Below are 314 nucleotides of genomic sequence, written 5' to 3' on the forward strand. Positions count from 1 at the left end.
CAGGTGTTCTCCCTCGAGGGGCCCGGTTCGTCCGGGCCCCTTTCAATGACGACCCATGAAGTCAATGTTGTTGATTTGTTACAGGCCGCCACCTCTTTGGGCGCGCGCCCTTGCAGAGGGCCCCTTTGCTGGTACACTGTGCGCCGCATTAATGGCTTGTGCGTTTTCCCAGGTAAAAGTTGAGAAATACACTCATGGTCAGCGGGGTTCGCCCAAAACGGGGCCACTACTGGCGTGCGAATATAGGAATGGCGGCATGGCGCATTCTGCCCGTGATCTGCGGCGCGACTGCTATGCGGCGGTGGACATCGGAG

The 314-nt window shown here is 58.9% G+C and carries 1 protein-coding gene; it reads left to right on the plus strand.

What is annotated here, in order from left to right; genetic code table 11:
• Nucleotides 1-55: 55 nt before the first annotated feature.
• On the plus strand, nucleotides 56-314 hold a 259-nt coding region (locus NE591_RS13760; RefSeq protein ID WP_256156920.1), incomplete at its 3' end, for a hypothetical protein.

It is taken from the genome of Adlercreutzia sp. DFI.6.23, assembly GCF_024462535.1.
Taxonomy (GTDB): Bacteria; Actinomycetota; Coriobacteriia; order Coriobacteriales; family Eggerthellaceae; genus Adlercreutzia; species Adlercreutzia rubneri.